Consider the following 22,641-nt stretch of genomic DNA (forward strand, 5'->3'; position numbering starts at 1 on the left):
CTGCCTATACAGTCATGGATCTTTCGTTGCCGCTAATCCTTACGTCTATCTCAGAAGCCTCTTTCCGGCACTGCAAGAATGTCACCAGGCCGCATCGAGTAATTAGTCGATATATCACCACGATTGAGGATATCGTCCAGACGAATGGGAATGGCGACGACTTCACCATTCACCGGTCTGTAGAGCATCGCGCTGTTAGGCTGTGCAAAAGGATTTGCGCCGCCGGCACTAAGAAACATGTCCAGAACCGTCATACCGCTCCGATGAGGTACCGAAATGGGCTGGCGAACCGCACCCGTTACCCGCACCCGGTCTGTGAATTCATGGCTGCCCATGGAGGTCACAACCACACTCACCTGTGGCTCACGAATGTACTCAGTCAGGGAAGTACGAATGGAGCTGGCCAACTCTTCGGGCGTGCGGCCACTGGCCTGCACGTCGCCTACCAACGGTACGGAGATCTTGCCGTCAGGCCGAACCGGAACGGAGATGCTGAGATCCTCGTTGCGCCACACAGAAACCCGTACGACATCGGTTGCGCCCAGTATGTACTGATCCACGCTATCCCGGGTATCAACGGCCAATGCACGCTGGATCTGTTCTGAAGAGGAAGCGGAAGGGCCGGCACAGCCCGTTGCCAAAGCTACCGCCATGAGGGACACAATAAGCCCTTGGATGAGATACTTCCGTGACATCTTTATTCCTCTCTTGTGAGGTCCGTGCTCTATTCCATGTTCCGGGAACAGCTGACTCCCGAAACTACCTTGATCCTTTTTTGAACAATACCACTTCTACTGTCTGAATTATAATCAACAGATCAAGAAGTAAACTCTGGTTCTTGATGTAGTAGAGGTCGTAGCGCAGCTTTTCCCGGGTGTCCTCTTCGTTGTCCGCATAGGCGAAACACAATTGAGCCCAACCGGTCAGCCCGGGCTTTACCCGGTGCCTTTCTGCATAAAACGGAATCTTTTCAGACAGCTGCTCAACGAACACCGGCCGTTCTGGCCTCGGCCCGACAAAGGCCATGGTGCCATTCAGTACATTAAAGATCTGTGGCAGTTCATCAATCCGCACCTTACGGATAAATTCGCCAACGCGTGTCACCCGGGTATCGTTCTTCCGAGCCCAGACTGCGCCGTTCTTTTCCGCGTCGGTAATCATGGACCGAAACTTGTGCACCTTGAACACCTGGTTGTTCAGGCCTACCCGTTCCTGACTGTAAATCACCGGAGCTTTCAGACCGTCCTCCAGTTTGATGGCGATGGCGGTGAGAATCATGATCGGGAACGTCGCCAGCAGGAGCGTACCGGAGGCCAGAACGTCCAGCGCCCGCTTGCCAACGCCATACACCGAAGAAACCGTGAATCCGTCAGAGAACACCAGCCAGCCGCGGGTGATCATCTCCAGAGCCACCTTACGGGATTCACGCTCATAGAAGTTGGCACCGTCGATAATGTGCACACCTTCCATTTTGCATTCCAGAAGGTCTTCCATCGGCAAGCCCCGACGGCGGTCGTCCACCGCAACCACAATCTCCCTCACCGGGTGTCGAAGGACGTAGTCATGCAACGAGGTTGGAAGATTAATGAGATACTGCTCATCCACTTCCACCGTGTCATCCGGCATGGGAACGAAGCCGTCCAGTGAAAAACCTTTGCGGTTGAAGGGAGTGGTCAGGTCCTCGAACATCTGTTTTGCCCGGCGGCCGGCACCCAGCACCAGAACCCGGCGCTTGAAGCGGTCCTTGCCGACCACAGCAAAGAACACCATTCTGGCAATGCCCAGCGAAAATATCGCCAGCACAGTCGCCGATGTCAGTAACCCGAAGCTGCCCAGATACCAGAGCCAGTCATCAGCCACGAAATAGGCAAACCCATGCAGCGGTATGGCGAGAATCATGGCCATGATGGTGCGTAGCATCATGCCGGACATGCCTTCTTCCACACGAGACTGGTGCACGCCCAGGGCGATCATGACGATCAGATTGAACAACGCAAAGATCGTGATGGAAGGGAGGACAAAAACAAGATTATCGAGGAAGAATTCGAGCTCGCCGAAGAAGCGGAAAAACACCGCCAGTGCGAACGCAAGGCCCATGACGATCAGATCGATCAGGCCGAGAATAACAAAAGGTAAGTGTATATAGTGTCTGAACAACCTGACGTGGGCCACGTCGACTCCTTGTGCGGTTCACACTGCCTGTACTGCAAGCATCCTTTGCTACACACTGTAACAAACCGTTACGGGATTGTACGGCAATTCATTGAAACTGCAATGTGGGCCACTCGCCCATTTCGTTCAATTTTACAAATATTTTATAGTTGCGACACAAACTCGTGCACCGGCATCACCTCAAGCCGCCCCAGACTAGCACAACTGTCCATAATGGCGTCGCATTGCTGGGCAGGAAAGCGTGTCTGAAGATTGGCCAGGAATTTCTCCACCAGCAGCGGCATACCTTCCTTGCGCCGGCGTCGGTGCCCTATCGGGTATTCCACTGCAATCTTGTCGGTACTGGAGCCATCCTTGAAGAAAACCTGTATCGCATTGGCGATTGATCGTTTATCGGCCTCGAGGTATTCGCGGGTATATCGTTCATCCTCGATGACCTGCATTTTTTCTCTCAGGCGGTCGATTTCTGGATGGGCCTGGTGAAAGCTGTCTTCGTAATGCTCTGCCGTCAGGTTGCCAAAGATCAGTGGCACCGCCGTCATGTACTGCAGGCAGTGATCCCGGTCTGCCGGATTGGCGAGTTTGCCCTGCTTGGAAATAATGCGAATAGCCGACTCGTGGGTGGTAATCTCTATGCGATCAATGTCTTCCAGCCGGCCCTTCACTTGTGGGTGCAATGTTACTGCGGCCTCGGCGGCGGTCTGGGCATGAAACTCTGCCGGGAACGAGATCTTGAACAGGATGTTTTCCATCACGTAGGAACCGAAAGGCTGTGGTAATGCAAAGCTACGAGATGATTCAGGTTTCAGGGCCTGATCTCGATTGGTCTTGCTGAAGAGGACGTCGTAGAAGCCCCATTGTGGCACCGTCAGCACCCCGGGAATGCCCATCTCCCCTCGCATGGCAATATCTGCCAGGCGAACACCCCGGGAGGTGGCATCGCCGGCCGCCCAGGATTTGCGGGAACCCGCGTTTGGCGCGTGGCGATAGGTTCGCAGGGCCTGGCCATCGACCCAGGCATGAGACAGCGCGGAGAGCATCTGTTCCCGGTTGGCGCCCATCAGTTTGGCACTGACGGCCGTCGATGCCACCTTCACCAACACAACATGATCCAGCCCGACCCGGTTAAACGAGTTCTCAAGGGCAAGTACACCCTGAATTTCATGGGCCAGAATCATGGCCTCAAGAACAGCCTTCATGGCCAGTGGCCCCTGGCCATTGGCAACGCGCTTCTGCGAGAGGTGATCGGCAACTGCAAGAATGGCGCCGAGATTATCGGAGGGGTGGCCCCATTCGGCCGCCAGCCAAGTATCGTTGTAATCCAGCCAGCGGACGATACAGCCAATGTCCCAGGCGGCTTTCACCGGGTCCAGGCGGTATGGAGTGCCAGGCACCCGGGCGCCGTGGGGAACGATTGTGCCTTCCACCAGCGGGCCCAGGTGTTTGGTGCATTCCGGAAAACGCAACGCCAGCAAGCCGCAGCCCAGGGTGTCCATCAGGCAATAACGGGCCGTTTCCCAGGCTTCTTCGCTTTCTATGCGGTAATCAAGGGCATAGTCGGCGATTTGTTGCAGTACGTCGTCGTAGTCCGGGCGTTCGTTGAGATCGTAAGTGGCAGACATATTACGGCCCTCCTGTCCCAACTATAGGAGCCATCAGAAGCTGTCGCCAGGTACCCTCACCCAACCTTCCATGATAATCCGCGCACTGCGGCTCATGATCGCCTTGGTGGCAGTCCACTGACCATTGACTTCCTTCGCTTCCGCCCCCACCCGAAGGGTTCCGGACGGATGCCCGAAAGTCACATGGGTACGGTCTCCGCCGCCAGCTGCCAGATTAACCAGCGTGCCGGGAATTGCAGAGGCCGTTGCAATAGCCACCGCAGCCGTACCCATCATGGCGTGGTGCAGCTTGCCCATGGACAGCGCCCGAACCAGTACATCGATATCGGCGGCATTGATCTGTTTACCGCTGGAAGACACGTAATCCGAAGGTTTGGCCACAAACGCCACTTTCGGAGTGTGCTGGCGACTGGCAGCTTCCGCGATATCCGAGATCAGCCCCATTTTCACCGCGCCATGGGCGCGAATGGTTTCGAACATGGCCAGCGCCTTGGGGTCGCTGTTGATATCGTTCTGCAGCTCGGTGCCCTTGTAGCCAATGTCTTCGGCATTGATGAAAATGGTCGGGATACCGGCATTGATCATGGTCGCTTTCAGAGTGCCGACACCCGGCACTTCCAGTTCATCCACCAGATTACCCGCGGGGAACATGGCTCCTTCGCCATCGGCCGGGTCCATAAACTCGATCTGTACTTCCGCCGCCGGGAAGGTTACGCCATCCAGTTCAAAATCACCGGTTTCCTGTACTTCACCGTTGGTGATCGGCACATGAGCCACAATGGTTTTGCGGATGTTGGCCTGCCAGATACGAACAGTACAGATGCCGTTTTCAGGAATACGCTCTTTGGCGACAAAGCCGCCGTTAATGGCGAATGCGCCTACGGCGGCGGTGAGATTGCCGCAGTTACCACTCCAGTCGACAAAGGGTTTATCGATGGACACCTGGCCAAACAGATAATCGACGTCGTGGTCCGGTTGCGTGGGCGCTGCCAGGATTACCGATTTACTGGTGCTGGAGGTTGCATTACCGAGGCCGTCGATCTGCTTTTCGTAGGGATCGGGGCTACCAATTACACGCAGCAAAAGCTTGTCTCGCGCTTCACCGGGTACCTGGCAGGCTTCGGGCAGATCCTGCAGGCGGAAGAATACGCCTTTACTGGTACCTCCACGCATGTAGGTGGCAGGAATACGAACTTGGGGAGCAAAACTCATTGAGCGAGCCTCACTTGAATGAATGTTTCAGGCGGGAGCCAGGAACAACTCCCGCCTGACCTTGCCATGGCGATCAGGCTGCGCTTTCAGACGCCAGGAAATCCTGGGCAAAGCGCTGCAGTACGCCACCGGCAGAGTACACGGTGACTTCTTCCGCGGTATCCAGACGACAGATCACCGGCACCCGGTCCACGTCACCACTCTTGCGGTGAATGACCAGTTCCAGCTTGGCGCCGGGGGCGGGCTTGCCTTCCACGTCGTAGGTCTCGGTACCATCCAGCTGAAGCGTGTGGCGCGTGGTGCCTTCTTCGAACTGCAGCGGCATCACACCCATACCGATCAGGTTGGTGCGGTGAATCCGCTCGAAGCCTTCGGCGACGATGGTCTCTACACCTGCAAGGGCAACACCCTTGGCCGCCCAGTCACGGGAAGAACCCTGCCCGTAGTCTGCACCGGCAATGATGATCAGCGGCTGCTTGCGTTCCATGTAGGTTTCAATGGCTTCCCACATGCGCATGGTCTTGCCTTCCGGCTCCACACGGGCCAGGGAACCCTGCACCACTTCCCCGTTTTCGTCCCGGACCATTTCGTTGAACAGTTTCGGGTTGGCCAGGGTCGCTCGCTGGGCAGTCAGGTGGTCACCACGGTGGGTGGCGTAGGAGTTGAAGTCTTCCTCCGGCAGGCCCATCTTGTGCAGGTACTCACCGGCAGCCGAGTCCATCATGATGGCGTTGGATGGCGACAGGTGGTCTGTGGTGATGTTGTCCGGCAGGATCGCCAGCGGGCGCATACCCTTGAGCGCACGCTCGGCGGCCATGGTACCTTCCCAGTATGGCGGCCGACGGATGTAGGTGGACTGCGGGCGCCACTCGTACAGCGGGCTCTTGGCCTGCTCGGCTTCATCCAGGTTGAACATCGGGATGTACACCTGCTTGAACTGCTCCGGCTTCACGTATTCGCCGACAATGCGGTCGATTTCTTCATCAGACGGCCACAGGTCTTTCAGCGTGACTGGGTTGCCATCCTTGTCGTAGCCCAAGGCGTCCTGTTCGATATCGAACCGAACGGTACCGGCGATGGCGTAGGCGACAACCAGCGGAGGTGACGCCAGGAAGGCCTGTTTCGCGTGCGGATGAATCCGGCCATCGAAGTTCCGGTTACCGGAGAGAACCGCGGTGGAATACAGATCCCGGTCGATGATCTCCTGCTGGATTTTCGGGTCCAGGGCGCCAGACATGCCGTTACAGGTGGTGCAGGCATAGGCCACGATACCGAAACCCAGTTTCTCCAGTTCTGGTAACAAACCAGCTTCTTCCAGGTACAGGCGGGCCACTTTGGATCCCGGTGCGAAGGAGGATTTCACCCACGGCTTGCGCACCAGCCCCAGCTCGTTGGCTTTCTTGGCCAGCAGGCCAGCCGCCACCACGTTGCGGGGGTTGGAGGTGTTGGTGCAGGAGGTAATGGCAGCGATGATGACCGCGCCATCCGGCATCAGGCCCTTCTTCTCTTCTTCCAGTGCCTTATCCAGATTCACGGCAATGCCGCGATCGTGCAGATCGGACGTGGCGACACGGCGGTGCGGGTTGGACGGGCCGGCCACGTTACGGACCACGGTAGACAGATCAAACTCCAGCACGCGCTCGTACTGGGCCCCGGTCATCTCGCTGGCCCACAGGCCGGTTTCCTTGGCGTACTTCTCAACCAGGTCTACCTGCTCTGGCTCACGGCCGGTCAGTTTCAGGTAGTCAATGGTCTGCTCGTCGATGTAGAACATCGCGGCCGTAGCACCGTATTCCGGGGTCATGTTGGAAATGGTGGCCCGGTCGCCGATGGTCAGGCTCGACGCACCTTCGCCGAAGAATTCCAGGTAGGCGCCGACCACGCGCTCCTTACGCAGGAACTCGGTAATCGCCAGAACAATATCGGTGGCGGTAATGCCAGGCTGGCGCTTGCCAGTCAGCTTCACACCCACGATATCAGGCAGACGCATCATGGACGGGCGGCCCAGCATTACCGTTTCCGCTTCCAGACCGCCCACGCCTACGGCGATAACACCCAACGCATCAATGTGAGGCGTATGGCTGTCGGTGCCCACGCAGGTATCCGGGAAGGCAATCGGGTGACCGTCTTCATCCGGTCGGTTCTGAATCACCGGCGACATCTTCTCCAGATTGATCTGGTGCATGATGCCGTTACCGGCCGGAATCACGTCCACATTCTTGAATGCGGTGCGGGTCCAGTTGATGAAGTGAAAACGATCTTCGTTACGGCGGTCTTCGATGGCGCGGTTCTTCTCGAAGGCATCCGGATCAAAACCCGGGGCTTCAACGGCCAGGGAATGGTCAACAATCAGCTGGGTCTGTACCACCGGGTTGACCTTGGAGGGATCACCGCCCTTCTCGGCGATGGCATCACGCAGGCCGGCCAGGTCCACCAGGGCGGTCTGGCCCAGGATGTCATGGCACACCACCCGCGCCGGGTACCAGGGGAAATCCAGGTCGCGGCGACGCTCAATCAGCTGCTTGAGGGAATCCGTTAGAGACTCCGCATCGCAACGGCGCACCAGCTGCTCCGCCAGAATCTTGGAGGTATAAGGCAGCTTGGCATAGGCGCCCGGCTGGATGTCTTCTACCGCCTGGCGCGTATCGTAGTATTTCAGTTCCGTGCCCGGCAGGGCTTTACGGTATTGGGTATTCATAGTCTCTCTCAGCTCCGCTTGTCGATGGGCAACCAGTCCTGATGTTCAGGGCCTGTGTACTCAGCGCTCGGGCGGATAATTCGGTTGTTGGCGCGTTGCTCTTTCACGTGGGCGGTCCAGCCGGATACCCGGGACATCACGAAGATGGGCGTGAACAACTCGGTCGGAATGCCCATGAAGTGATAGGCCGAGGCGTGGAAGAAGTCGGCGTTACAGAACAGCTTCTTCTCGCGCCACATGACTTCTTCACAGCGAACGGAAACCGGGTACAGCACGGTATCGCCCACTTCCTTGGCCAGCTTTTCAGACCACTTTTTGATAATGGCATTGCGCGGGTCGGATTCGCTGTAGATGGCGTGTCCGAAGCCCATGATTTTTTCTTTGCGTTCCAGCATGCCCATCAGGCCGGCTTCGGCCTCTTCCGGGGTCTTGAACTTCTGAATCAGTTCCATCGCCGCTTCGTTGGCGCCGCCGTGCAGCGGGCCGCGCAGGGAGCCGATAGCACCGGTCACGCAGCTGTGGATGTCAGACAACGTGGAGGCGCATACACGTGCCGTGAAGGTGGAGGCGTTGAACTCGTGCTCCGCGTACAGAATCAGGGAGACGTTCATCACCCGCTCATGCAGCTCGCTGGGCTTCTTGCCATGCAGGAGCTCCAGGAACACGCCACCAATGGAATCGCATTCGGTATTGGCGGTATCGATGCGAATGCCTTCGTGGGCAAAGCGGTACCAGTAGGTGATGATGGCCGGGAACACCGCCAGCATGCGGTCGATCTTGTCGTCCTGCTCGCTGAAATCCTGTTCGGTTTCCAGGTTACCGAGCATGGAGCAACCGGTACGCATCACATCCATCGGATGCGCGTCCTTGGGGATCTGCTCCAGCACCAGCTTCAGCGCTTCCGGCAGGTTACGCAGGCTCTTGAGCTTGGTTTTGTAGGCATCCAGCTCGGCCTGGTTCGGCAGTTTGCCTCGCAGCAGAAGGTAAGCCACTTCTTCGAACTGGGCGTTATCCGCCAGATCGGTAATATCGTATCCGCGGTAGGTCAGGCCGGTACCGGTTTTGCCAACGGTGCACAGGGCGGTTTCACCAGCTACCTGGCCACGCAGGCCAGCGCCACCGAGTTTCTTTGCTTCAGCCATGTTGGTCTCCCAGATTTTCTGTTTATATTTTGTTCAGTTTAACGCAATCAGTCTTTTTTCTGAGCGAACAGCTGGTCCAGCTTCTGCTCGAAATCGTGGTAGTTGAGGAAATCGTACAGCTCCATACGGGTCTGCATCAGGTCAACCACGTCTTTCTGGTCACCTTTTTCCAGAATATTCTGGTATACCGTCAACGCTGCCTTGTTCATGGCACGGAAGGCGCTCAGCGGGTACAGCACCATCGCCGCGCCGGCATCCGCCAGTTCTTTCCGGTTGTACAGCGGCGTGGCGCCAAATTCGGTGATGTTGGCCAGAATCGGCGCATCGATCGCCTCGGCAAAGGCTTTGTAGTCACTCAGTTCGTGCACGGCTTCAGCGAAGATACCGTCGGCCCCGGCTTCGATACAGGCTTTGGCACGGTCAATCGCCGCTTCCAGCCCTTCCTTCTGGAACGCATCGGTACGGGCCATGATGAAGAAGTCTTTGTCTTCACGAGCGTCGGCTGCGGCTTTAATACGGTCTACCATTTCCTCTTTGGAAACGATTTCCTTGTTCGGGCGGTGGCCGCAGCGCTTCTGGGCGACCTGGTCTTCAATGTGCACGGCAGCGGCGCCGGCACGCTCCATCTCCCGAATGGTACGGGCAATGTTAAACGCCCCGCCCCAGCCAGTATCGATATCGACCAGCAGCGGAACATCAACCGCGGCGGTAATCCGGCGCACGTCTTCCACCACGTCATTCATGGTGGTCATGCCCAGATCCGGCAAACCATAGGAGGCGTTCGCTACACCACCACCAGACAGATAAATGGCCTGGTGCCCTACCCGCTCGGCCATCATGGCCGCGTAGGCGTTGATGGTACCAACAATCTGCAGTGGCTGGTTTTCTTTCAGGGCTTTACGAAAACGGGCGCCCGGGGAGAGTTTGTTAGCCATGGGTTTTTCCTCTCTTATCAGATGGTGAGAACGCCTTCTTCGATTTTCTTCTCGATGTTCTGGCGTGCGGCATTAATGTGTCGTTTCATCAGGAATTCGGCGAGTTCGCCATCGCGCTGGGCAATGGCCTCGACGATACGGCGGTGTTCACCCAGCGCCAGATGGGGGCGCCCGGCCGAGGTGCTTAACCGGTAACGGTACATCCGCACCATGTAGTAAAGATCACCCAGAAGCATCTGGGCCAGCTTGGTATTGCGACTGCCGGTGGCAATCCGGTGGTGGAAGTCGTAGTCACCCTCGGCCTGGTAGTAGGCCTGGCCCTGGGCTTCCTCAATCATTTTTTCATGACTATCGAGCGTGGCCAGGAGATCACGGATTTCTTCATCGGGCATGCGTTCGGCCGCCTGACGGGCTGCCAGCCCCTCCATGACTTCGCGAATTCGGTACAACTCAAGAAGCTCTGCGGCACTAACGGACACCACCTTCACACCAGCGTGAGGGCGCCTGACCAGTAATCCACGGGATTCAAGGCGGCCCAACGCTTCACGCAGCGGGCCTCGGGTAAGGTTAAAGCGGGAACAGAGCTCGACTTCGCCGATCTTTTCGCCCGGCGCCAGATCGCCCTTCACAATCGCCGTTTGCAGACAATCAAAGGCCTCATCGGCGCGGGTTTGGGTTTGCAGCTGTGCCTGAATCATGCTTTGTTAACAATCCAGAGGTTATTTAGCGTGAAACTACGCCTGCATTCCCTGATTGTCAACAATTGTGAGTTAGGCTTAAGTATGATTGTTTACAGATCCTGCAAACCTTGCGCGTGCAGCACGAGATTGCGAACGCGTTGCCCCCAGAATGAGTCCGAAGGCGCACTCCAGGCTCGCCGATGCAGGGCTGTCAGTGCCTGCGGGTCTTCCAGCAAAAGCGAAAGCCGGCCCTTTTCGATTCCCCGGTAGCCTCGGCTGACGCAGGCATCGAGCTCTCCCTCAATGACTTCTTTCTTCAGGCCCTTGGCGCCACGCCCGGCAAGGTGACGGTGCAGCCGATTGACCGCAGGGATCAGTACCGCCTGCTCAACCGGCGTGAGAGCAACCTCACTCTCTGCTTCCTCTCGAAAACCCCTTGCATCATCAAGCAACGGCATACGGGTTCGCTCCTCAGGTGTTAACAATAAGCCCCTGCGACTCAGGGACTCACCGCTGCTTGACCGGCTCAGCCAAACCGTTGTTGGCGCTGCCAGTGCCAGAGGGACAGACACGGGTAATGACCATAAAAAGAACATCGGGTCCAGGGTCCAGGCAAAGGCCGACCAGGCGCTACCGATGATAAGTCCGGGCAGATGTCGCATAGCAGCCTCCCGCCAACCAGTCTCCTCGGTACGATTCTGGCCTGCCCAACTCAGCCGAACGTTTAACAGGGCCGAAACGACGGAATGACTGTGGGCAAGCATCCGGATGGGGGCAAGCAACACTGAGACGACGATTTCGAGCAACACGCTGGACAACAACCTGAAAAAGCCGCCAAATCCACTCAGAGCCCGATGGACGACGACGTCAACAATGGCCAGAAACTTCGGCAAAAACAATAGCGCCATGGTGCTGACGACCAGGGTGATGGCCCATGTCGGCCGCCATTCTGGCCATAAAGGAAAGGGGCTCTCACGCCCGTCTGGAAAATAATCGATAGGCGCGATGGTCAGTTGCACAGCAGCAATCGTTGTCAGGACCAGGAACAACAACCATAACGGTGACGATGCGTACGCCATAATGCCATTCAAAAAGGCAAAACGATGTGCCAGGCGCAATCGAGGCGAGAATAGCATCAGCGCTGCGTGCTGCAGGTTTCCTTTCGACCAGCGCTGATCTCGGGCAAGTTCGTCATCAAGCGTGGGCGGAGATTCTTCATAACTGGCCCCCAAAGCCGGTTCCAGCCAGACTTCATACCCTGCTCTCCCCAGAAACGCCGCCTCTACGAAATCATGGCTCATGATCGGCCCTTGCCAGATACCAGCGCCTTTGAGCTTTGGCAAACCACAATGCGCCATAAATGGAGCAACGCGTATCACAGCGTTGTGGCCCCAGAATGCAGCATCCCCCATCTGGATGGCAGCCAGGCCCGTGGCGAAAAGCGGCGAGTAAAGCCGATTGGCAAACTGTTGGATACGAGCAAACGCGGAGCGAGCGTTAATAATGGTAGGAGCAGTCTGAAGGATACCAACCTGCGGTTCCCGGTTCATCACCTGCACCATGGTCCGAATAGTGTCACCGGCGAGGAGGCTATCGGCGTCCAGAACGACCATATACTGATACTAACTTCCCCAGCGCCTCAAGAAATCAGCCACGTTGCCGCTTTTGTAGTTGAGATTAACCCGACGCCGGCGATAGAAGAGCCGACCCTGAGCGCCGAGCTCTTCCACCAGTTTCAACCAGACCTGCTGCTCTTGCAGCCAGACATCAGGATCCTGACTGTCTGAGAGAATATAAAAATCAAAATCATCCAGGCGGCCTGATCGCGCCAGATCGAGGTAAATGGCTTTGAGCCCCTTCAGCGTCCAGCTTACCGGCTCGTGATACAAAGGCATGACAATTGCGGTTTTCGACAGCGGCGTTGCCGCCAGCTCATTCGGCGTATGGCGCTTCAGTAACGATGCCCGATCTCCGCCCAGTAAACGCAGCAGGAAGCCGTATACTGCGATCCAGAAGCCAAAGGCAATCCAAAGGTAAAGCACCGCGAAAACAGCAACAATCAGCCACTCCACCACGTTGCCCCCGTGATAAGGCAGCACCTGGAGCAGAAACCAGGACGCCAGCCCCGTCTGTCCAGCCACAAACGCAGTCAGCACCAGGCGTCGGATCGTCGCCTGCAGGTGCCAGGAGCGGGACGCAGTCGCTGACTCAGTCATCGGTGAAATACCCGATACTGCTGCGGCGAATCGGCGGAGCTACCGGCGGAAGACTTGGCTCATCCAACTCGAAGTAGTCAGGAATGCGGGCCAAAAGGTCCTCAAACCGAACGCTGTGTTCGTTTCCGGCAACGCCGTCCGCGAGTAAGGCCAGTGCGCCATTGAACGTTTTACGGTCGTTACTGGCGCCACTCAATTCAAGGTACACCAACAGCTTTCCCAGCAACTGGTAAGAGGTTTGCGCGTCCATACGATCCTCCAGGATCAGGGTTCTGCCCGCAGGCCTGTCCCGGGCGGCAAGGAATAGCTCCACGTCTCCGTGGCGACCTCATCATCCACCATCAGAAAACCCCGCAGCTGAAGTATCTGATCCGGCGCGGGCTTGGCCAGGATCGACAATCGCCAATGATTCTCTGGCGCTACCCACTCCACAAAGTGTTCAAGCACCTCAACACCCTCGCCCCCGGTCACCTTGCTGACTACGGGAGACTCCGCGTTGAGCTCCGACAAGGGACCGCCGGCAAAATCCACCAGGATCCGATAGGCACCGGCCTGGTCACCGCCGCCTATGCGATCCCCTGAGCCGACGAAGGTGTTTACCACCTTGCCGCCGGGATGTGGCGCCACGCCGGGACCGCCGAACTGAATCGAGTAGTTCAGATCCCGCGACGTGCCTGCGGACACTTCACCTCCCGGACTCCAGAAAGCGACTATGTTGTCATTGGTTTCGTCGTCCGTAGGTATCTCCACCAGAACCACATTTCCTTTCCCCCAGTCCCCCTCGGCGCTCACCCAGGCGCTGGGCCTTCGCTCATAGCGGGCTTCCAGATCTTCGTAGTGACGAAACTCCCGATCACGCTGAATCAGACCAAAGCCGCCGACACGACGGACACTGTGGAAACTTGCGGCAAGTCGATCCGGGTTCATCAGCGGGCGCCATAGCCACTCGCCGGTTGCATCATCATGGATTAACAATCCGTCTGAATCGTGCACCTGGGGGCGCCACTCACCAAGCGGCCTGGGAGTATGTTCCCCGTAATAGAACATCGAAGTGAGTGGTGCGAGCCCCAGTAACTCGATATCTTCCCGCATAAACAGGCGGGCTTTCACATCTACCCGGGTCTGCTCCCCGGGGTAGACCGTGAACTCATAGGCCCCGGTCAGGCTTGGACCATCCAACAATGCGTAGACACGAACATGGTCGCTGTCGGGAGCGGGGCGCTCCAACCAGAACTCCGTGAAATCAGGAAACTCCTCACCGGTCGGCAAACCCGTGTCTACAGCGATACCCCGCGCAGACAGCCCGAAAGAGGTTTCCTTACTGACGCCGCGAAAATAGCTTGCGCCCGCGAACACCAGGAACTGATTGGCTACGTCGGGACCATCAAAAGGGAACGTCAACTTGAGCCCGGCGTACCCGAGATCGGCCGGCACCCGTTTTCTGAGCGCCTCGTCGTCGACATTGAACAGACTCTTATCGAACGACAGTGGATGGACGCCCTCGCTGTCCACTACGTGGATGCTTACTGGACGGGTGTAAAATTTACCAGCGGGAATGAGCATTACCTGGAAACGGGAATCCCCTTCTCGCCAGAGGCTTTTTGAAGGATCAAAGCGGATAGACTGGTATTCGTCGTAGCTCAGGCCTGCCATGAAGTCGGGAATTCCAGGGACCGGCTCGTACGCCACACTCGCCTTCGATTTCGCTTTTTCCACAACATCCTGAAACTGGAACGCCTGGGCATAAAGGGGAGCAAACAAGAACAATCCCAGAACCACCAGACCTACTTTCCCTGCGTGCATCGTTTCCTTCCTCGGTTCACGGTTTGTCCATTCAATGTAGCACCGCGCCCGAGGGCTGCTACAAGTGACAAGTTCGTAAGCGAATCGAAATCAAATGAAACAACGTGAGGCAGAGTTGCTTCAGATCTGCAAGCTCATGGTAAAGCGGACATCCGGTTGATCAGGTACGGCTATGGCATCTGTGGTTGTGTTCAGCACCCGCCCCAGGCTGACATCGGCGCTGAACTGCCGCGCAGATAGCCCCCATGAGACCTCTCCCGACGTAACATGCCCCGCCTGATGCTGCTGAAATGACTCATCGGGAATCCAGCCGCGCAGAACAGAAAGGCGGACACTGGACGACAGCCTGGGAAAGAACGGAATATCGAATTCCGGGCTACGGCTACCCAGGCGCAGCCACCCACCTTCGGCTACGCTAAGTGACTGGCCGTTGAAACCCGCCACCAGTCCAGACCCGGCGACCCTCAGGTGCTGAGAACCCGGAATATCGGCAGACGCCAACTGGTATTCCCCGTCCAGCCCCCATTGCCAGGCCAGTAACTCTCGGTCAAGCGATGCACTGAGAACCATGCGCCCAAACTGCTCTTCACGCCGTCCCTGTTCCGAATCGGTTGCACGCTCTATCTCGGCCTCAATACCCGTGACCGCACGAATTCCGCTGCTCAGGTCGAAACCACCGTACAGATTGTGATGTCCGTTAGCCTCGAACCCCAGGGTCGATAACTGGTAACTGGAACGATGCACTTCATCCGTTCTTCGGGTCCAGTACTGGTTTACGGAAGAGTATCCGGCACGGCCGAGGAACTGATAGCCGAACGTAGAGAACAGGGCCCGCCTGCCGGTGATAGTGAGATCCCGGGTGCGTCCTTCTTTCTGAAAACGGGAACCGTCTGCCCTGGACACCTCTTCATAAGCGGTATTCCGGAGTTCAATATCCAGATGGTTACGCCCTACCGGAAGGCCATAACTGAAGCCGAGTACTCGGCGCTCATTGCCCACCCGATAGGTCTTGGCGTCACTGTAGCGGACGCCGGCACGATGATTCGCCCAGAAAAGACCATTCAGGCCCACGTTCAGCGCCCCATCCCGATGATCGGTGTCCCGGTTGGTGCGCCCGGAAAACTTCATCTTGGAGCGCAGCCAGTGTTCACGGGTCAGCTTCAGACTGTTCTCGGGAAGCAACGCCTGCCGGCTGGTTTCCGGGGTATCACCATCGAGCGCCGTCTCTGAACCGTAGGCTGGCAGACACCAGCTCGCTGTCGCGCACAAAAACAGTGCAGACAATGAGAAGTGACGAACAGGCAGTTTGAAGATCAATGGCGGCACTCTGGAAAACCCGAAGCAATGTCAATTTCATGTAAACCCATTAATTCGGTGCAACTTTAAAAGATAGGCCGCTCTCAGGCCACCATTATCATCATAAATTTACAAATTTAATGTTACGTAAAATCATGTAGTTAAAAGCGGGAGTGAAACAATTTTCTAGGCATTTCAGTCACCCCGGACAGATCGGAACCAGTCGACAGAATTACCAGAAATCAACACTCGGAAATGAAACCCTCCAACTCAGCATACAACTTGGTTACACTTGGCACGCTTTGTGGGTAAACAAAGCGGTAAACCACCTGATTAAGGACGAACAATCATGATCAAAAAGTGCCTCTTCCCGGTTGCCGGATACGGCACCCGTTTCCTTCCGGCCACCAAGGCCATGCCTAAGGAAATTCTGCCGATCGTTAACAAGCCACTGGTGCAGTACGGGGTGGAGGAAGCCGCAGATGCCGGCATTCATGAATTCGGCTTTGTCACCGGCCGCGGCAAACGCGCCATCGAAGATCATTTTGATATCAGTTACGAGCTCGAGCACCAGATTGCCGGTACCGGCAAGGAAGGCCTGCTAACCTCCATCCGGGATCTGATCAACAACAACTCTTTTGCCTTTACCCGTCAGAATGAAATGAAGGGGCTGGGCCACGCCATCCTGACTGGCCGCAACCTGGTGGGCGACAACCCGTTTGCGGTCGTGCTGGCAGATGACTTCTGCGTGGGCCCGGAAGATGGTGACGGCGTTCTGACCCAGATGGTCAAGCTGTATAACCAGTTCCGCTGCTCCATTGTGGCCATTGAAGAAGTACCGGAAGACGAAACCCATAAATATGGTGTGATTGCGGGCGAATCCATGAAGGATGGCCTCTACCGCATTACCGACATGGTCGAGAAACCGGCACCGGAAGACGCGCCCAGCAACCTGGCGATTATCGGCCGCTACATTCTTACCCCGGACATTTTCGACATTATCGAGCGCACACCGCCGGGCAAGAATGGTGAGGTTCAGATTACCGATGCCCTGCTGGAGCAGGCGAAGAATGGTTGCGTGCTGGCCTACCAGTTTAAAGGTCAGCGTTTTGACTGCGGCAGCATTGACGGTTTCGTGGAGGCCACCAACTTCGTTTACGAGAACATCTACAAGAAGGGAAAATAGAGGCGACCCGGGCCCTTTAGCGCCCCAATAGCTGCAACACCATGCGCCGGTTATCTGCACTTGCCTTGCGGAACCGGCGCAACAGCTCGGTTTCGTCATCACTGAGCTGGATTCGATTGATCTCCTGCTCAAGCTCTTTCAGCGCCACTGACAGATCATCACTGTTGCTGAACGCCAGCCCCGGCAGTTCCAGTTGCCCATCTTCACCGTCATCGTCCATATCCAGTAGACGTTCCAGCGGTGTTTCGGTTTTCAGGCAAAAATCCAGCAATTCACTAACCCCGGGGTACCCTCTCTGGCGTGCGTCCGTCGCCTCCCAGCTTCGGACACGGGCCTCGTCCACGCCACACATTTCGGCCACATCCCCCAGGGACAACTGGCCCTGCTCCCGAATACGACGCAGACGACGGTTAAAAGATTGCAGGTACCGCATGGCTCCGTGCCCCTGAAAAGTTGGCCGAAAAAAGTGAATCAAACCGGAAATGTATCGTACATATAGCTTTGGACACAATCTGCCTATACTGAAACGAACAACGAACGAGCAGGTACCACATGGCAAATGACGCACTGGACACCGATAACGCCTGGGATCTGGTACTCAGCGCGATCAACCGGAGCAATATCACCCTGCCCGTGCCCGGTTCTGATCAACCCGCGGTGAAGATCAACGGCAAAAGCTGGGAACTCGTTCAGCCGGCATCCGAACAGGCGAGGAACCTGTTGTCGTTGTTCCTGCCCCTGTGCCAGCCCGTCACCAATAACAGCCGGGTGATCGGCCAACTTGGCCAGAGCCTGGATGGACGGATCGCCACGGTCACCGGCTGCTCCCGGTTTATCAATGGTGACGACGGCATTACCCACCTGCACCGAATCCGCGCCCTGTGTGACGCCGTGGTGGTCGGCGCTGGAACGGCCAGCACCGACAATCCGCGCCTGACCGTGCGCCGAACCTCTGGCCGCAACCCGGTGCGCGTCGTGATCGACCGCCGGCAGCGGGTGCCTGCCAGCCACCACCTGTTCACCGACGGCGATGCTCCTACCCTGCACCTGATTGCCGGCGATTATCAGCCAGGCCCCAAAACGCTGGATCCGACCGGGGTTACAACAGTGCCTTGCCTGGGCTCCGCAGAAAACGAACCCCCTGCTTCTCCCGAACGTATCCTGCAGGTGTTACAGGATTTTGGACTTCGCAAGATTTTTATCGAGGGCGGAGGCGTTACCGTCTCGTCTTTCCTGAAGGCGGGATTACTGGACCGCTTACATGTGATGGTTGCCCCCATGATCATCGGCAGCGGCCGGCCAGCGTTCTCCCTGCCGGAGATTGATCAGCTGGATGAGGCGCTTCGCCCCAAAGCCCAGCTGGTGAATCTTGGTAGCGACATGCTCTTTGATCTGGCGTTCGACACCGCCAAACCCTGATTACCGGCGGACAAGCAGCGCCAGCGCGCCCGGCAAACTCACCAGAAACACCGCCGCACCATAACCAACACTCAGCGCCACGCCCTGCTCTGCCGGCAGCCCTACCAATGGCCATAGAATAGCCGCCACGCCCTCTCTGACGCCCCAACCAGACACCGTTACCGGCACCACCATGGCCAGTAACAGTAGCGGGCACAGGGCTACCAGCACCAGCCAGGGTGTGCCGTCGGCAAGTAAGCCCATGCCCGTGGCCATCAACACGAACACCGCCATATAGGTCAGGAAAACCAGAACCGAGGTACCAACCTGCACCAGGGCATTCCGCCACCCCAGAAAAGCCCGACGCACATCCCCGCTTAATCGTCGGACATAACGCCTGAACCGGGCCCCGAACCCCGTCATAGAGACCAGCAAAACCCCGAGTACGGCCAACGCGGGCAGAATCAGCCAATAGCCCAGCTTCAGGGATACGCCTGCGTCACCGAACTGGCTATTTAACTGCCCGGTCCACCAAAGCCCGGACACCGCAATCAGTGCAACCGGTACCAGCACCAACTGGCCTGACAGGCGCTCCAGCACAACCGCATGGACAATCGCCAGTTGCTGCAAACGCTTCGCCGAACGGCTGTGGCGCCAGGCTCGATTTACGTCCCCCATCACGCCCCCGGGAAGCACCTGATTCAGAAACCCGGCCAGGTAATACTCCCGAAAGGCAAAGCCAAAACCCATGGCTACACCGAGCCGGTTCGCGGTATACCGCCAGCGCCAGGCCGACAGTGCGATCTGAATCAGCGAAACCACCAATACCGCAAGGATGATCGTTGGCGGAACCATCGCCAGTCTCTGGGCGAGCCTATCGATGTCGACGAAAACAAAAACAATCCCCAGAAGCAGCAAGGTGACGCACCAGCGGAACACCCCTCGCCCAAAGCCGTGGACCGGCCTCTCCGGGTTCAGGTCTGCTTCGGCCATGCCAGCAGATCCGTATGGCTCACGGTAATGGCGAGGGCGTCGGCATCCAGTTGTTGCCGACGGGTTTCAAGCCAGGTTTGGATGGCGTTCGCCTGTTCCGGCTGCTGTTCCGTGGCCGCCTCAGCCCAGCCCTCAAGCAACATGGCGGCGAGGTTTGCCTGTTCACCCGTCAATACCCAAGGGCTATCTGCCGTCTGGATCTCATAGCCCTTGCCGGACATTAAACGACTCAAACAGGCCGTGGCGTCCAGGCCGAGCGCGGCACCGCTGCCCTTCTCCCGGTGTTGATGAGCGTTGACCAGAGCGCGCAGTTCGTCATCGAAGGGATGGGCAGGCTCCAGGCTGAAATGGCCGCTGTAACTGATGACGACCAACAACGCCGCCTGACGTTTGGCCACCGCTGCAGCCAAGGCGCTTAACCAGGGTTCGGAAACCAGGTCGATCAAGGCCGAGGCCGTTACCAGGTCGGCGTCCGCCGGCAAGGCCGTGTCCAGGGTATCCTCCGTTAAGGCAGTCAGCTCGAGCGCAGCTGGTGCATCCTTCTGTTCAACGCGCTTGCGGGCTATCCCGGCCAACGTTTCGTCCGGCTCGATCAGCGTCCACCGTTGGGGTACGGGCAATCTCGGGCAAAGGTAGACGGGATTGGAGCCTCGACCGGTACCGAGATCCACAAGATGGAGAGGCGCCCCCGGTTCACTACCCGACGCCCGGCAGTCGTATCGTTCCGTAAGCCATTCGGCGAGCCGGGCCGTCAGCCCCGCATCACGGGCCCGGTGATCGGCGGGCTCCCTTGCTTCCAGCCAATCCGCGGCAAATTGAACCGGGTTACGCGGCCTGCCCTTTTCCAGGCCGGAAAGGAAATCTTGCGCGGTTTCAGACCAGCGACGGATCTCGCACCGGGCCTGCATGGCGCCCGCGACCAGTGTCTCAAGGGCGTCCGGTTCGGCAAGCAGCCGGGTCAATTTGGTGGCCAGAGCCGCTACATTGCCCGCTTCATACAACGCAACGCCTGGTTTGGCGCCAGTCGAAACCAGCGCGCCGCCGTTGGAACTCAACACGGGCAGCCCGGCTGCGAGAGCTTCATCGATGACCATGCCATAGCCTTCGTAAAGCGAGGGAAACACAAACAGATCGGCTTGCTGATAAGCCGTCAGCACATCTGCTTCTTCCAACTCGCCAGCAAACTCAACACGGCTTTCCAGACCGGATTCTCGGACCAGGGCACGAACACCCGAGGCATAATCCGTGGCTCGCTCCGCACTGCCAACCAGTGTCAGGCGCCAGTTCAGTTGCGTGAGTTGAGCAAGCGCCTGAATCAGCTGATGCTGCGCTTTTCGGGGTGACAGATGACCCACACACAACAGATGAATCGCCCTGGTGGCATCACGCCGGTTAATCAGGGGCGCTTGCTGAAAAAAAGCGTCGTCGACGGCGGGCAAGGCGGTGGTCACTCGCGCCGGCGTCACTCCGAATGCCAGCAGCCGTTCCGCGGTGTAATAGCTGGTGGTGAATACGGCGCCAACACAGGCCAATGCCGTCGTTTCCGAGTGCTTGAACCAGGCCTGCTCCTGCTCGCTCAGGCCGTTCTCATCCGCCAGCGGGTGATGCACCAGCGCCATCAGGTTCAGGCGCCTCTGGTGTCGCTGTAAAACCTCAGGCAGGCCGCCCATGGCCAGGCCATCCAGCACGACCCGGGTTCCGTCTGGCAAGCCCGCAAGGAACCGATCCAGCGACTGCCGGGCAATGTCATCCGGTTGGGGAAACGTCCCTTCCAGGCCGGTTAACTGTACCGGAATGCCCGCCTTGGCCAACGCCGAAACCAGGCGCCGAACATAACGGTAACCGCCGGTGTTCTGGCCAGGGTCTCCCGGCACCACGAACCAGAGTTCAGATGCCGGCATGGTAGCTGGCCCACGCGATATGCGACTCGCTGAGGGTCACTTTCAGGCTGACCACGCCCTTGCCATCCTCGCCCAGGCGCCCGACGTGAATGGCCGCCGCCATGCGGTCGAACACCACCTTGGCCATGAACTCCGTGGTGGTGTTTCGTCCCGCAAACTGGGGAATATCATCCAGGTTCTTCATGTTGAATTCCGACAACACGTCCTTGAGCAACACCGAAGCCTGCCCGATGTCGACAATCAGGTCGTTGTTGTCGAGTACGTGGCGCTCGAAAGTAACATCTACCACATAGGTTGCCCCGTGAACGCCCTGGGCAGGCCCGAAAATCTCACCGTTAAAGCTGTGGGCGATCATCATGTGATCACGAACGGTCAGGCTGAACATGGTCTCTCCCTGGTTAGTAAACGATTCGGTGGCAAAGCGCATCGGCGCCCGGCATCAGGATATCTCTGGCGACTTGCGGAAGCTGGTCAAAGCTCGACTCTCCACTGATCAGCGCATCCAGAACCGGCTCTGACAGCAGGGAAAGCGCCAGCTTCAGGCGGCGGCGATGGTTCCAGCGCGGCCTCCGCTCCGGCGATAGCTGCCCCACCTGGCTTGATTTCAGAGTCAGCCGGTTCGGGTGAAACGCGTGGCCCAGCGGCACGGACACAGGCGTGTCGCCATACCAGCTCAATTCAACCACACGGGCATCCGACCCCGCCAGCGCCAAGGCTTTGGCCAATCCCGAGGGGTGCCCTGAGGCATGAAAAACCAGGTCACAGTCCTGGATGTCCGGCTCGGTTGTGAACGGTACGCCAAGTGCTTGAGCCACCGATCTTCGCCCTTCATTGGTATCAACCGCAATCAATTCCACGCCGGGAATGCGATTGACCAGCCAGGCCACCAACAAGCCCACTACGCCCAGGCCGATCACCGCGACTCTGTCACCAATGGCAGGCTGCCCGTCCCAGACGCCGTTGATGGCGGTCTCCATATTGGCTGCCAGCACTGCTCTCTCAGCTGGAACCTGGGCTGGCAAAGGCAGAACTGCGGATGCGGGCACCGCGTATCGCTGCTGGTGAGGGTGGAGGCAAAATACGTTCTGCCCCAGCAGGGCTTCCGGCCCGTCCACAACCTCTCCTACACTGGCATAGCCGTATTTCACCGGGAACGGAAAGTCACCTTCCTGAAACGGTGCCCGCATTCGCTGATATTCGTTTTCAGGAACCTGGTTGTTGTAGACGAGGGATTCCGTCCCCCGGCTGATGCCGGAATAGCGGGAACGAACGATCACATACGGTGTTTCAGAAGCGGGAAATGTCGGCTCGGGCACTGGCCCTAACCTGGCCTCCTGATACCCGGTAATCCAAAAGGCAGTGTTGTTCTCAACGTCCATGAATAGTC

20 protein-coding genes are annotated in these 22,641 nt (G+C 57.8%); 2 read left to right on the forward strand and 18 right to left on the reverse strand.

Features of this window, described 5'->3' with window-relative positions; translation table 11 throughout:
- Positions 1–50: 50 nt before the first annotated feature.
- The 13 genes from JIF53_RS18130 to JIF53_RS18185 all read right to left on the reverse strand — a co-directional run bounded on the left by JIF53_RS18130 (position 51) and on the right by JIF53_RS18185 (position 15,806).
- A complete protein-coding gene (locus JIF53_RS18130; RefSeq protein WP_228285625.1) occupies positions 51–653 on the reverse strand; it encodes an XrtA/PEP-CTERM system exopolysaccharide export protein in 603 nt (200 codons plus the stop codon).
- Positions 654–759: 106 nt separating this feature from the next.
- Positions 760–2,172, reverse strand: coding sequence for a TIGR03013 family XrtA/PEP-CTERM system glycosyltransferase (locus JIF53_RS18135; protein ID WP_199453877.1), 1,413 nt, complete (start codon positions 2,170–2,172; stop codon positions 760–762).
- A 143-nt stretch (positions 2,173–2,315) separates the two neighbouring features.
- On the reverse strand, positions 2,316–3,794 hold the full coding sequence (gene prpD / locus JIF53_RS18140; protein ID WP_199453879.1) for a 2-methylcitrate dehydratase: 1,479 nt from the start codon (positions 3,792–3,794) through the stop codon (positions 2,316–2,318).
- Positions 3,795–3,827: 33 nt separating this feature from the next.
- Complete coding sequence (gene prpF / locus JIF53_RS18145) at positions 3,828–5,006, reverse strand: 2-methylaconitate cis-trans isomerase PrpF (protein WP_199453881.1); 1,179 nt, start codon at positions 5,004–5,006, stop codon at positions 3,828–3,830.
- A gap of 73 nt (positions 5,007–5,079) precedes the next feature.
- Positions 5,080–7,704 carry a Fe/S-dependent 2-methylisocitrate dehydratase AcnD gene (acnD, locus tag JIF53_RS18150; protein ID WP_199453883.1) on the reverse strand — a complete coding sequence of 875 codons (2,625 nt, stop codon included), beginning with the start codon at positions 7,702–7,704 and terminating at the stop codon, positions 5,080–5,082.
- A gap of 8 nt (positions 7,705–7,712) precedes the next feature.
- Complete coding sequence (prpC, locus tag JIF53_RS18155) at positions 7,713–8,846, reverse strand: 2-methylcitrate synthase (RefSeq protein WP_014421292.1); 1,134 nt, start codon at positions 8,844–8,846, stop codon at positions 7,713–7,715.
- Positions 8,847–8,893: 47 nt separating this feature from the next.
- Positions 8,894–9,781, reverse strand: coding sequence for a methylisocitrate lyase (gene prpB, locus JIF53_RS18160; protein WP_023010395.1), 888 nt, complete (start codon positions 9,779–9,781; stop codon positions 8,894–8,896).
- 17 nt (positions 9,782–9,798) lie between these two features.
- Positions 9,799–10,479: a GntR family transcriptional regulator gene (locus tag JIF53_RS18165; RefSeq protein ID WP_022991114.1), complete on the reverse strand. Its 681-nt coding sequence runs from the start codon at positions 10,477–10,479 to the stop codon at positions 9,799–9,801.
- 92 nt (positions 10,480–10,571) lie between these two features.
- On the reverse strand, positions 10,572–12,074 hold the full coding sequence (mdoH, locus tag JIF53_RS18170; RefSeq protein ID WP_228285626.1) for a glucans biosynthesis glucosyltransferase MdoH: 1,503 nt from the start codon (positions 12,072–12,074) through the stop codon (positions 10,572–10,574).
- 9 nt (positions 12,075–12,083) lie between these two features.
- On the reverse strand, positions 12,084–12,677 hold the full coding sequence (locus JIF53_RS19550) for a hypothetical protein (RefSeq protein ID WP_228285627.1): 594 nt from the start codon (positions 12,675–12,677) through the stop codon (positions 12,084–12,086).
- Positions 12,670–12,927, reverse strand: a complete 258-nt coding sequence (locus JIF53_RS18175; protein WP_022991112.1) for a hypothetical protein — start codon at positions 12,925–12,927, stop codon at positions 12,670–12,672. The genes JIF53_RS19550 and JIF53_RS18175 overlap by 8 nt, the downstream gene beginning before the upstream one ends.
- Positions 12,928–12,941: 14 nt before the next feature.
- Positions 12,942–14,480, reverse strand: a complete 1,539-nt coding sequence (locus tag JIF53_RS18180) for a glucan biosynthesis protein G (protein ID WP_183578639.1) — start codon at positions 14,478–14,480, stop codon at positions 12,942–12,944.
- Positions 14,481–14,600: 120 nt separating this feature from the next.
- The gene (locus tag JIF53_RS18185; protein WP_199453885.1) at positions 14,601–15,806 is read right to left on the reverse strand and encodes a ShlB/FhaC/HecB family hemolysin secretion/activation protein; all 1,206 of its coding nucleotides are present in this window, start codon (positions 15,804–15,806) and stop codon (positions 14,601–14,603) included.
- A gap of 319 nt (positions 15,807–16,125) precedes the next feature.
- Between JIF53_RS18185 and galU the strand changes: the two genes are divergently transcribed.
- Complete coding sequence (gene galU, locus JIF53_RS18190) at positions 16,126–16,962, forward strand: UTP--glucose-1-phosphate uridylyltransferase GalU (protein ID WP_011785155.1); 837 nt, start codon at positions 16,126–16,128, stop codon at positions 16,960–16,962.
- Between the two features lie 16 nt (positions 16,963–16,978).
- Here galU and JIF53_RS18195 read toward each other — a convergent pair whose 3' ends face one another.
- A complete protein-coding gene (locus JIF53_RS18195; RefSeq protein WP_011785156.1) occupies positions 16,979–17,395 on the reverse strand; it encodes a helix-turn-helix domain-containing protein in 417 nt (138 codons plus the stop codon).
- A gap of 119 nt (positions 17,396–17,514) precedes the next feature.
- Here JIF53_RS18195 and JIF53_RS18200 point away from each other — a divergent pair, with 119 nt between their 5' ends.
- Positions 17,515–18,381, forward strand: a complete 867-nt coding sequence (locus tag JIF53_RS18200) for a RibD family protein (RefSeq protein ID WP_153739979.1) — start codon at positions 17,515–17,517, stop codon at positions 18,379–18,381.
- Here the strand turns inward: JIF53_RS18200 and JIF53_RS18205 are convergent, their stop codons facing one another.
- From JIF53_RS18205 to JIF53_RS18220, 4 genes are read right to left on the reverse strand one after another with little or no spacing between them, the layout of a single operon-like run.
- A complete protein-coding gene (locus tag JIF53_RS18205; protein ID WP_228285628.1) occupies positions 18,382–19,353 on the reverse strand; it encodes a lysylphosphatidylglycerol synthase transmembrane domain-containing protein in 972 nt (323 codons plus the stop codon).
- Entirely contained in the window at positions 19,335–21,254 is a 1,920-nt protein-coding gene (locus JIF53_RS18210; protein WP_199453887.1) for a glycosyltransferase family 4 protein, read from the reverse strand. Before JIF53_RS18210 ends, JIF53_RS18205 begins: the two co-directional genes overlap by 19 nt.
- Positions 21,241–21,639, reverse strand: coding sequence for a 6-pyruvoyl trahydropterin synthase family protein (locus tag JIF53_RS18215; RefSeq protein ID WP_153739981.1), 399 nt, complete (start codon positions 21,637–21,639; stop codon positions 21,241–21,243). Before JIF53_RS18215 ends, JIF53_RS18210 begins: the two co-directional genes overlap by 14 nt.
- Positions 21,640–21,652: 13 nt before the next feature.
- Positions 21,653–22,633, reverse strand: coding sequence for a zinc-dependent alcohol dehydrogenase (locus JIF53_RS18220; RefSeq protein ID WP_206769659.1), 981 nt, complete (start codon positions 22,631–22,633; stop codon positions 21,653–21,655).
- Positions 22,634–22,641: the final 8 nt, after the last annotated feature.

Origin of the sequence: Marinobacter sp. bablab_jr008 (genome assembly GCF_016464145.1) — a bacterium.
Classification (GTDB): domain Bacteria; phylum Pseudomonadota; class Gammaproteobacteria; order Pseudomonadales; family Oleiphilaceae; genus Marinobacter; species Marinobacter nauticus.

Excerpts from the sequence above, each read along its gene's own strand:
- JIF53_RS18130 (WP_228285625.1), bottom strand. The coding sequence starts at position 653 with ATGGCGGTAGCTTTGGCAACGGGCTGTGCCGGCCCTTCCGCTTCCTCT.
- prpD (WP_199453879.1), bottom strand. The coding sequence starts at position 3,794 with ATGTCTGCCACTTACGATCTCAACGAACGCCCGGACTACGACGACGTA.
- prpF (WP_199453881.1), bottom strand. The coding sequence starts at position 5,006 with ATGAGTTTTGCTCCCCAAGTTCGTATTCCTGCCACCTACATGCGTGGA.
- acnD (WP_199453883.1), bottom strand. The coding sequence starts at position 7,704 with ATGAATACCCAATACCGTAAAGCCCTGCCGGGCACGGAACTGAAATAC.
- prpC (WP_014421292.1), bottom strand. The coding sequence starts at position 8,846 with ATGGCTGAAGCAAAGAAACTCGGTGGCGCTGGCCTGCGTGGCCAGGTA.
- prpB (WP_023010395.1), bottom strand. The coding sequence starts at position 9,781 with ATGGCTAACAAACTCTCCCCGGGCGCCCGTTTTCGTAAAGCCCTGAAA.
- JIF53_RS18165 (WP_022991114.1), bottom strand. The coding sequence starts at position 10,479 with ATGATTCAGGCACAGCTGCAAACCCAAACCCGCGCCGATGAGGCCTTT.
- mdoH (WP_228285626.1), bottom strand. The coding sequence starts at position 12,074 with ATGGTCGTTCTGGACGCCGATAGCCTCCTCGCCGGTGACACTATTCGG.
- JIF53_RS19550 (WP_228285627.1), bottom strand. The coding sequence starts at position 12,677 with ATGACTGAGTCAGCGACTGCGTCCCGCTCCTGGCACCTGCAGGCGACG.
- JIF53_RS18175 (WP_022991112.1), bottom strand. The coding sequence starts at position 12,927 with ATGGACGCGCAAACCTCTTACCAGTTGCTGGGAAAGCTGTTGGTGTAC.
- JIF53_RS18180 (WP_183578639.1), bottom strand. The coding sequence starts at position 14,480 with ATGCACGCAGGGAAAGTAGGTCTGGTGGTTCTGGGATTGTTCTTGTTT.
- galU (WP_011785155.1), top strand. The coding sequence starts at position 16,126 with ATGATCAAAAAGTGCCTCTTCCCGGTTGCCGGATACGGCACCCGTTTC.
- JIF53_RS18195 (WP_011785156.1), bottom strand. The coding sequence starts at position 17,395 with ATGCGGTACCTGCAATCTTTTAACCGTCGTCTGCGTCGTATTCGGGAG.
- JIF53_RS18200 (WP_153739979.1), top strand. The coding sequence starts at position 17,515 with ATGGCAAATGACGCACTGGACACCGATAACGCCTGGGATCTGGTACTC.
- JIF53_RS18205 (WP_228285628.1), bottom strand. The coding sequence starts at position 19,353 with ATGGCCGAAGCAGACCTGAACCCGGAGAGGCCGGTCCACGGCTTTGGG.
- JIF53_RS18210 (WP_199453887.1), bottom strand. The coding sequence starts at position 21,254 with ATGCCGGCATCTGAACTCTGGTTCGTGGTGCCGGGAGACCCTGGCCAG.
- JIF53_RS18215 (WP_153739981.1), bottom strand. The coding sequence starts at position 21,639 with ATGTTCAGCCTGACCGTTCGTGATCACATGATGATCGCCCACAGCTTT.
- JIF53_RS18220 (WP_206769659.1), bottom strand. The coding sequence starts at position 22,633 with ATGGACGTTGAGAACAACACTGCCTTTTGGATTACCGGGTATCAGGAG.